The organism is Lewinella sp. (genome assembly GCF_050633125.1).
Classification (GTDB): domain Bacteria; phylum Bacteroidota; class Bacteroidia; order Chitinophagales; family Saprospiraceae; genus Lewinella.
Genome location: NZ_JBOEFX010000140.1, coordinates 46,743 through 53,488, shown reverse-complemented (window position 1 = coordinate 53,488; position 6,746 = coordinate 46,743). Strand labels below are relative to the sequence as shown.

Below are 6,746 nucleotides of genomic sequence, written 5' to 3'. Positions count from 1 at the left end.
ACAGAGTTTAAGGTGATTTGTCCTGAGTAGTTGTATGGTATAAAGTAGAAGGCAGAACGACTGAATTACCTTCTATTAGGTATATGGATCCCGAATCTTTGGTATAGGCCAAGGTTCGGGATTTTTTAATGGAGGAATCAAAAGCTATGATATATACTCCAACCAAATTATCAATACTCCAACCATTAAACTAATAAAGCCCACCATCCAACCTTTTTCCGTACCTTTGCCCGCTGTTTTGGGATTAGCTAAGAAGTCCTTATTTTCCCGAAGCATAGAATACAAGAAGAAATGGGAAATATAGTTGCAATTGTTGGTCGCCCTAACGTGGGTAAATCTACGCTCTACAATCGAATGGTAGGAGAGCGTCAGGCCATTATTAATGATGAGAGTGGTGTTACCCGCGACCGCCAGTACGGCACCAGTAATTGGAATGGGAAAAACTTTACCATCGTTGATACGGGTGGGTTCGTTCGCAATTCCGATGATGTTTTTGAGGCAGCTATCCGCTCGCAAGTTCAAATCGCGATTGAAGAAGCTGCTGTACTCATTTTTATGGTGGATGTAACCACTGGTCTTACTGACCTCGACGAGCAGATCGCCGCTATGATACGGCGCACCAAGCAGCCAGTTTTGCTGGCGGTTAATAAGGTAGATAACAGCCAACGGCAGCTCGATGCCAATGAATTTTGGAGTCTGGGCTTTGAGCACACTTATTTTTTATCTTCTGTCACAGGCAGCGGTACTGGTGAAATACTGGATGCCCTCGCCGAATTCATTGAAGAAGAGGAAGAAGAGGAGACCGACCTGCCACGTCTGGCAATCGTAGGGCAACCAAACGTAGGTAAATCCAGCCTTACTAATGCACTTTTGGGCGAAGATCGCAATATCGTTACCGATATTGCTGGTACTACGCGAGATTCGATCAATACCCATTACAATAAATTCGACAAAGAATTTCTACTTGTTGATACTGCCGGTATTCGCAAGAAGAGTAAAGTACATGAGGATTTAGAGTTCTATTCCGTCATGCGAGCTATTAAAGCCATTGACGAATCAGACGTTATTATCTTGATGATTGATGCCACTTTGGGCGTAGAATCTCAGGATATGTCGATCTTTAGCCTTATTCAGAAACGAAATAAAGGAGTCGTCATACTGATCAATAAGTGGGACCTCATGGAGAAGGAAACCAACACGGCCCGTGACTACGAAAAGGAAGTTCGCCGCCGTTTTGAGCCTTTTACCGATGTGCCTATTGTTTTCGTTTCTGCCCTCGAGAAGCAACGGATATTCAAAGCCGTTGAAGTTGCGCTGGAGGTCTATGAGAACCGCTCCCGCAGAATTTCTACTTCTGTCCTCAACGACAAGATGCTTACGGCTATCGAACGCCACGGCCCTCCTGTTCACCGCGGGCGTGTTGCTAAAATCAAGTACGTCACCCAATTGCCGATTGCCTACCCTGCATTCGCGTTTTTCTGTAACAATCCTAAACATATCAAGGACAGTTACAAGAATTACCTTGAAAACCAAATCCGGTTCCATTTCAATTTTACCGGGGTGCCAATTAGCGTATTTTTCAGAAAGAAGTAGCGGTTTACGGTAACTGTTCCCATTAATAGTAATAAAAGCATAACTTTTTTAATCACCTCTTTCTTTTACCATTCAGGTGGCCTGTTGTTATTTTTTGGTGTTTACGCTTTGATCATGCCTCCTTTCAGCGAATCACTTCCTATATTGCCAAAAATCTGGCCATGTGGAGTAATCATCGGTCGGGAAAATGAGCTCGCATGTTGCGTTTTTTACGTACTCAAAAGGAGGATACTTCGGATGCTGAATTGCTGACCCGTTTCCAGCAAAAGGAAGATCGTCAGGCCCTGGCCGTCCTTTTCGATCGCTATATCGAACTCATCTATGGCCTTAGTTTACAGTATCTAAAGACGCCCAGTCGTGCAGAAGATGCGACCCTGGCGATCTACGCCGAATTGCAGCAAAAGCTACCTCACCACGAGGTGAAAAATTTCAAAAATTGGCTCTATACCTTTATTCGTAACCATTGTTTGATGCAGTTGCGGAAGGAGAAAAAAATGATTACCGTAAATTATGATCCGGCTTTTATGCAATCCGATGCCAATTGGCATCTAAGCGACGGCCCGTCTGAAGAAGAGGAGCGAGAATCGGCCTTGGATTTCTGTTTGGAGCAGCTTAATGATCAGCAGAAAGCCTGCGTTCAGTTGTTTTATTATAAAGGCCACTCTTATAAAGAAATTGCGACCATGCGTAATGAAGATGTAGGTCGAATCAGGTCTAATATTCAAAATGGTCGACGTAATCTAAAAAATTGTATCGAAGGACAGGAACAGCGGAATGAATAAAAAGGAACAACATATCAGGGATTTACTCCAACGTTGGACCACGGGCGAAATTACCGCCCGGGAAGAAGCTGAGCTGCTTACTGCTGCTAAGCAAGACCCTTTTCTACAAGAAGCATTGGCCGCTTACCAAGGACAAGCTGACCATGATCATGCTGCCCGTTTAGATCGCATTCGAAGTAAAACGTCCCAACGTCAGCCGATTGTACGGATGATTGGCCGTTGGACAGCCATTGCAGCCAGTGTGTTACTACTCGTTACGGTAAGTTGGTGGACGTTGCGCCAACAAGCGTTTAGCGATATGTCCTCGCCTGTTGCGATGGAAAAATCAGCAACAGCTCCTTCTTCTCCTACAACCTCTGAAGACCAGACAGCCGAGTCTCCGGCTTTTGCCGAAGCAGAAGAATTAAGTACAACGGACCCCATCGCACAATCGTCTCCTTTAAAGGAAACGACTACTCTCAAGGATACTCAAGAAGACAAGCTGCTTTCTCGTAAAGATGAATTGCCACCAACAACGGATGCAATAAGGCCACCAGCGACTTATGATTCAGCGAGAGGTTTAGGTGCAGGAGCTGCTTCGGATGAGATACAGGCAGATAGGGAGGAAGAAAATGTTTTCAGTAGCCGTACGCTTTCCGTTGATTCCGAGGCAATTGTTTTGCAAACGAGAGATGCTGTTGAAGCCGATGAATTGTCGCCCCCTCCAGCACCGATGGCTGCTCCTGCTGCAAGTCCAACTTATCCTGCTCAAAACCAAGCTTACGCTCGTCAAGATGACCCTACCCGAATATCCAATAGCGGTATCCCTGTACCAGCTACCGGCTACCGGATCATCGAAGGATACGTGACAGATGCGGAAGGTTTTCCCTTGATTGGCGCTAGTATTGTGACGCCAGGGGCTGCCAATGGAACGGTGACTGACTTGGATGGTTTTTACCGGATTACGGTCGCTAATGAAATAAAGACATTATCTATCAGTTACACGGGTTTTGCATCCACACAGGTTAGTATTGAGGAGGAAAATCAATTAGATGTAGCACTGGCCGAAGCAGTAGCTTTAGACGAGGTTGTGGTAACAGGTTATGCCTCCAAAAAACGGGAACAAGCTCAAGCTAAACCCTCCACAGGTACGGCTCAACCCAGAGGAGGTGCAGGAGCATTGCGAGACTACATCGCTGCTAACACGCCCGATAATACGCCCAGAGCTAGAATTAAGCTCCGTTTTCTAGTACAAGCAGATGGCAGCCTAACAGATTTTGAGGTTCTTAAAAGTACCAATGTTGGGCAAAATAGCCTGGCCATCCAATTACTTGAGCAAGGCCCTAAGTGGGAGGTTACTGAAGGTAGCGCACCTGTAGAAACGGTTTATGTCGTCAGGTTCTAGGAGCATATGACGAATTTAAGAGGACCGTTTTTTTGAACCATATAAGGGGTTCTGAGGATATTTAAGGGCCAGCTTGCTACAGGCAATTCACGAATTTAGCAAATTGTAAGAGGCGTGTCGGTGAAGGTATAACCTATGCCGAACAGAGGCCAGCCTGCACAGGTTAAATTCACGAATTTAACTCGCGCCATTAACGAACCCTACCATCCGCCAATACAGCAATTGCCGCGCAGGCCATGAGGCCGGAGCTCGGCGGACGGAGGAGCAGGACAAGGGATGGGCAGGAGCGGTAGCGACAGACAGCCTGGTGCCGATCCCGTCCCGGCTAGAAAAGTCGGGACGGGAGATGGCATGGCCCCAAATAATAGGAAAAGGCTCAACTTATGCCAACCACTGATATACTGCAAAGCTCGCGAGGTAGGCAATTCCCGTCATTAAGAAAAACTGAAAAATGGGCCACTTCCAGCTTTTGGTTTCCCGCTTAACAACAGCTAACGTACTCATGCACATCATAGCAAAGACGTAAAAAATCAGCAGCGAGGCCGAGGTGGCTGTGGTGTAAACCTGTTCTCCGGTGACGGGATTTCGCTCGTTGGTCAAACGTTCGATAATGCCAGATTCATCATCGGCAGCACTACCTACGCTGTAGAGGGTGGCCATGGTTCCGACAAAAACTTCCCGCGCAGCAAAACTACAGATAATCGCTACGCCCATTTTCCAATCGAAACCCAAGGGTTTGATAACGGGTTCAATATATTTACCCATTTGGCCGGCGTAACTCGCCTCTAGTTTTAGAGATGCCTCCAAGTCTTCTTTGGCGGTAGCATCCAGGTTTTGTGCGGTAGCTATAGCGGTGGTTTGAGCTTCTACAGCGGCCATTTTATCAGCGGGCCCATAGCTGGCAAGTGCCCAGAGAACGATAGATATAATTAGAATAACCTTACCGGCTTCAATCACAAAACTGCGAACTTTATCCCATACATTTAATGTTACATTCCGGAAAAGTGGCCGCCGGTATTCAGGTAGTTCGAGCATGAGGGTACTCCGTTCTTCTGTTTTTAAAATGTATTTAAAGAAAAGCGCGGTGCCCAAGGCTGCTATGATCCCCAATAGGTAGAGTCCCATAAAGGCAAGGCCTTGTTGATTGAAAAAGCCATCGCCATCTCCGGCTGGAACGACAAAGCCGATAAGGACAACGTAGACGGGTAATCGCGCAGAGCACGAAATAAAGGGGGCTACGAGTATGGTGATGAGTCGTTCCTTCCAATTGGCGATTGTACGTGTACTCATGATGGCCGGAATAGCACACGCACCACTGGAAATGAGGGCTACCAAGCTACGGCCATTGAGCCCAAAGAAATGCATCAGAGAGTCGAACATGTAGGCAGCTCTGGCCATATATCCGACCTCTTCCAGAAGGTTGATCAAGAAAAACAGAATGGCAATTTGCGGTATGAAAATGACGACGCCACCTAAGCCTGCGAGTATACCGTCCGTCAATAAATCAGTCAACCAGCCGGCGGGTAACACAGCTTTTACAACATCGTTGAGTTGGCCAAAAATCCATTCGATACCATCCATCGGATAGCCTGCCCAAGCATAGATGGCCTGGAATACGAAAAGCATTAGTAGCAGGAAAATAAGGGGCCCGAAAACCTTATGTGTCAGAATACGGTCTACTCGTTCAGTGAATCCCGGGTTGTCGGTGGCCGTTTCCTTGATGGTTGCTTTTGCTACAGGCTCAAATTGATCAAAACGGGCCATCGTCTCCTGGACCTGGTGGCGTAGTGTTTTGAAATCATGTTCCTCGGTTACTCGTTCGATCAACTGTCGTTTGTCGTCGGAGAGAAAGGGAAGCCATTGATAATGATGGGCGAGCAAAATGTTTTGGTAAATAGTATTGGTAGGAAAAGCCTGTTCCAAATCTAGTGCCACCCGTTTTTCAATCGCATTTGGGCGATAAAAAGCAGTAGTTTTATTGGAGGTTTCTACTTGGGTGAGTTGGTCTATATATCCTTCAAGTTCTTGGAAACCTTCACCGCTGTGGCTACTAAGCACAACTACCGGAGCATCAATTTTTTTACTTAGCAGCGCGGTATCCACTTCTCGGCCACGCTCTTCAGCCATATCTGCCATATTTAGGCCCAAGATAGCCGGTAGGCCAAGATCTTTGATCTGGGTAAAGAGCAGTAAATGCTTCTCCAGGCGAGTGAAATCCGCTATGTAAAGAATAGCATCAGGATAGTTTTCATCTAATGGGTTGGCCAAGGTTTGAACGACAATCCTCTCATCTTGAGCAGAAGGGTAGAAACTATAAGCACCCGGAAAATCAATAAGGTTGATTTTCTCTCCATTGGAAAGCTCGTAACTGCCTAGTTTTTTATCAACGGTAACACCGGGAAAGTTGCCTACTTTTTGTTGTAGGCCGGTGAGTCGGTTGAAAACACTGGATTTACCACTATTGGGGTTTCCTATTAAAGCTAAACGAAACGGACGGGAATGTGTTTGGGAAGAGCTGTTGTTCATTTGCGGATTACTATCGCCTCAAATTCTGTTTGTCTTAAAGCCAGGAAATGATGATCAATGGCCAGGTAAAAAGCTCCTCCGAAGGGAGCACGACGTACATAACGTATTTTACTGCCGGGCAAGACGCCCATTGCCATTAAGCTAGCTGCCAACTCTTGGCGAGTAAAGCCAACGATAACACCTTCTTCGCCAGGCTGTAGCAAATAAGCGTTGGGCTCAACAATAGGGGAAGATAAGATCGCCGTCATGTTTTTTTTCGTTTTTACTTTCTTTACAAAAGTGGCACTATAGCTTGATTATCATCAGGAGTTATCCCGGAATTTCAGCAAAGGTACAGAAAGTTTCTTATTTAGATTAAGTCTAAGTAGGGTCTACAAATTTATTACTTTAGCTTGACTATCTTTGGTGACAAGAATCATCATAAAGAGGGAATAAAACAGCTTTCTTTTTTCTAAAAAAAA

At 45.8% G+C, this 6,746-nt stretch carries 5 protein-coding genes; 3 read left to right on the top strand and 2 right to left on the bottom strand.

Going from position 1 to position 6,746, the window contains the following annotated elements:
- The first annotated feature begins 291 nt into the window (after positions 1-291).
- From der to ACRBG0_RS25505, 3 genes are all read left to right on the top strand, one after another.
- Positions 292-1,593: a ribosome biogenesis GTPase Der gene (der, locus tag ACRBG0_RS25515; RefSeq protein WP_431489662.1), complete on the top strand. Its 1,302-nt coding sequence runs from the start codon at positions 292-294 to the stop codon at positions 1,591-1,593.
- A 197-nt stretch (positions 1,594-1,790) separates the two neighbouring features.
- A complete protein-coding gene (locus ACRBG0_RS25510) occupies positions 1,791-2,375 on the top strand; it encodes an RNA polymerase sigma factor (protein ID WP_431489661.1) in 585 nt (194 codons plus the stop codon).
- Positions 2,368-3,759, top strand: coding sequence for a carboxypeptidase-like regulatory domain-containing protein (locus ACRBG0_RS25505; protein WP_431489660.1), 1,392 nt, complete (start codon positions 2,368-2,370; stop codon positions 3,757-3,759). The genes ACRBG0_RS25510 and ACRBG0_RS25505 overlap by 8 nt, the downstream gene beginning before the upstream one ends.
- 381 nt (positions 3,760-4,140) lie before the next feature.
- On the opposite strand, the gene feoB is transcribed toward ACRBG0_RS25505, so the two are convergent.
- Positions 4,141-6,285, bottom strand: a complete 2,145-nt coding sequence (gene feoB / locus ACRBG0_RS25500) for a ferrous iron transport protein B (RefSeq protein WP_431489659.1) — start codon at positions 6,283-6,285, stop codon at positions 4,141-4,143.
- A complete protein-coding gene (locus tag ACRBG0_RS25495; RefSeq protein WP_431489658.1) occupies positions 6,282-6,533 on the bottom strand; it encodes a FeoA family protein in 252 nt (83 codons plus the stop codon). Before ACRBG0_RS25495 ends, feoB begins: the two co-directional genes overlap by 4 nt.
- Positions 6,534-6,746 lie beyond the last annotated feature (213 nt).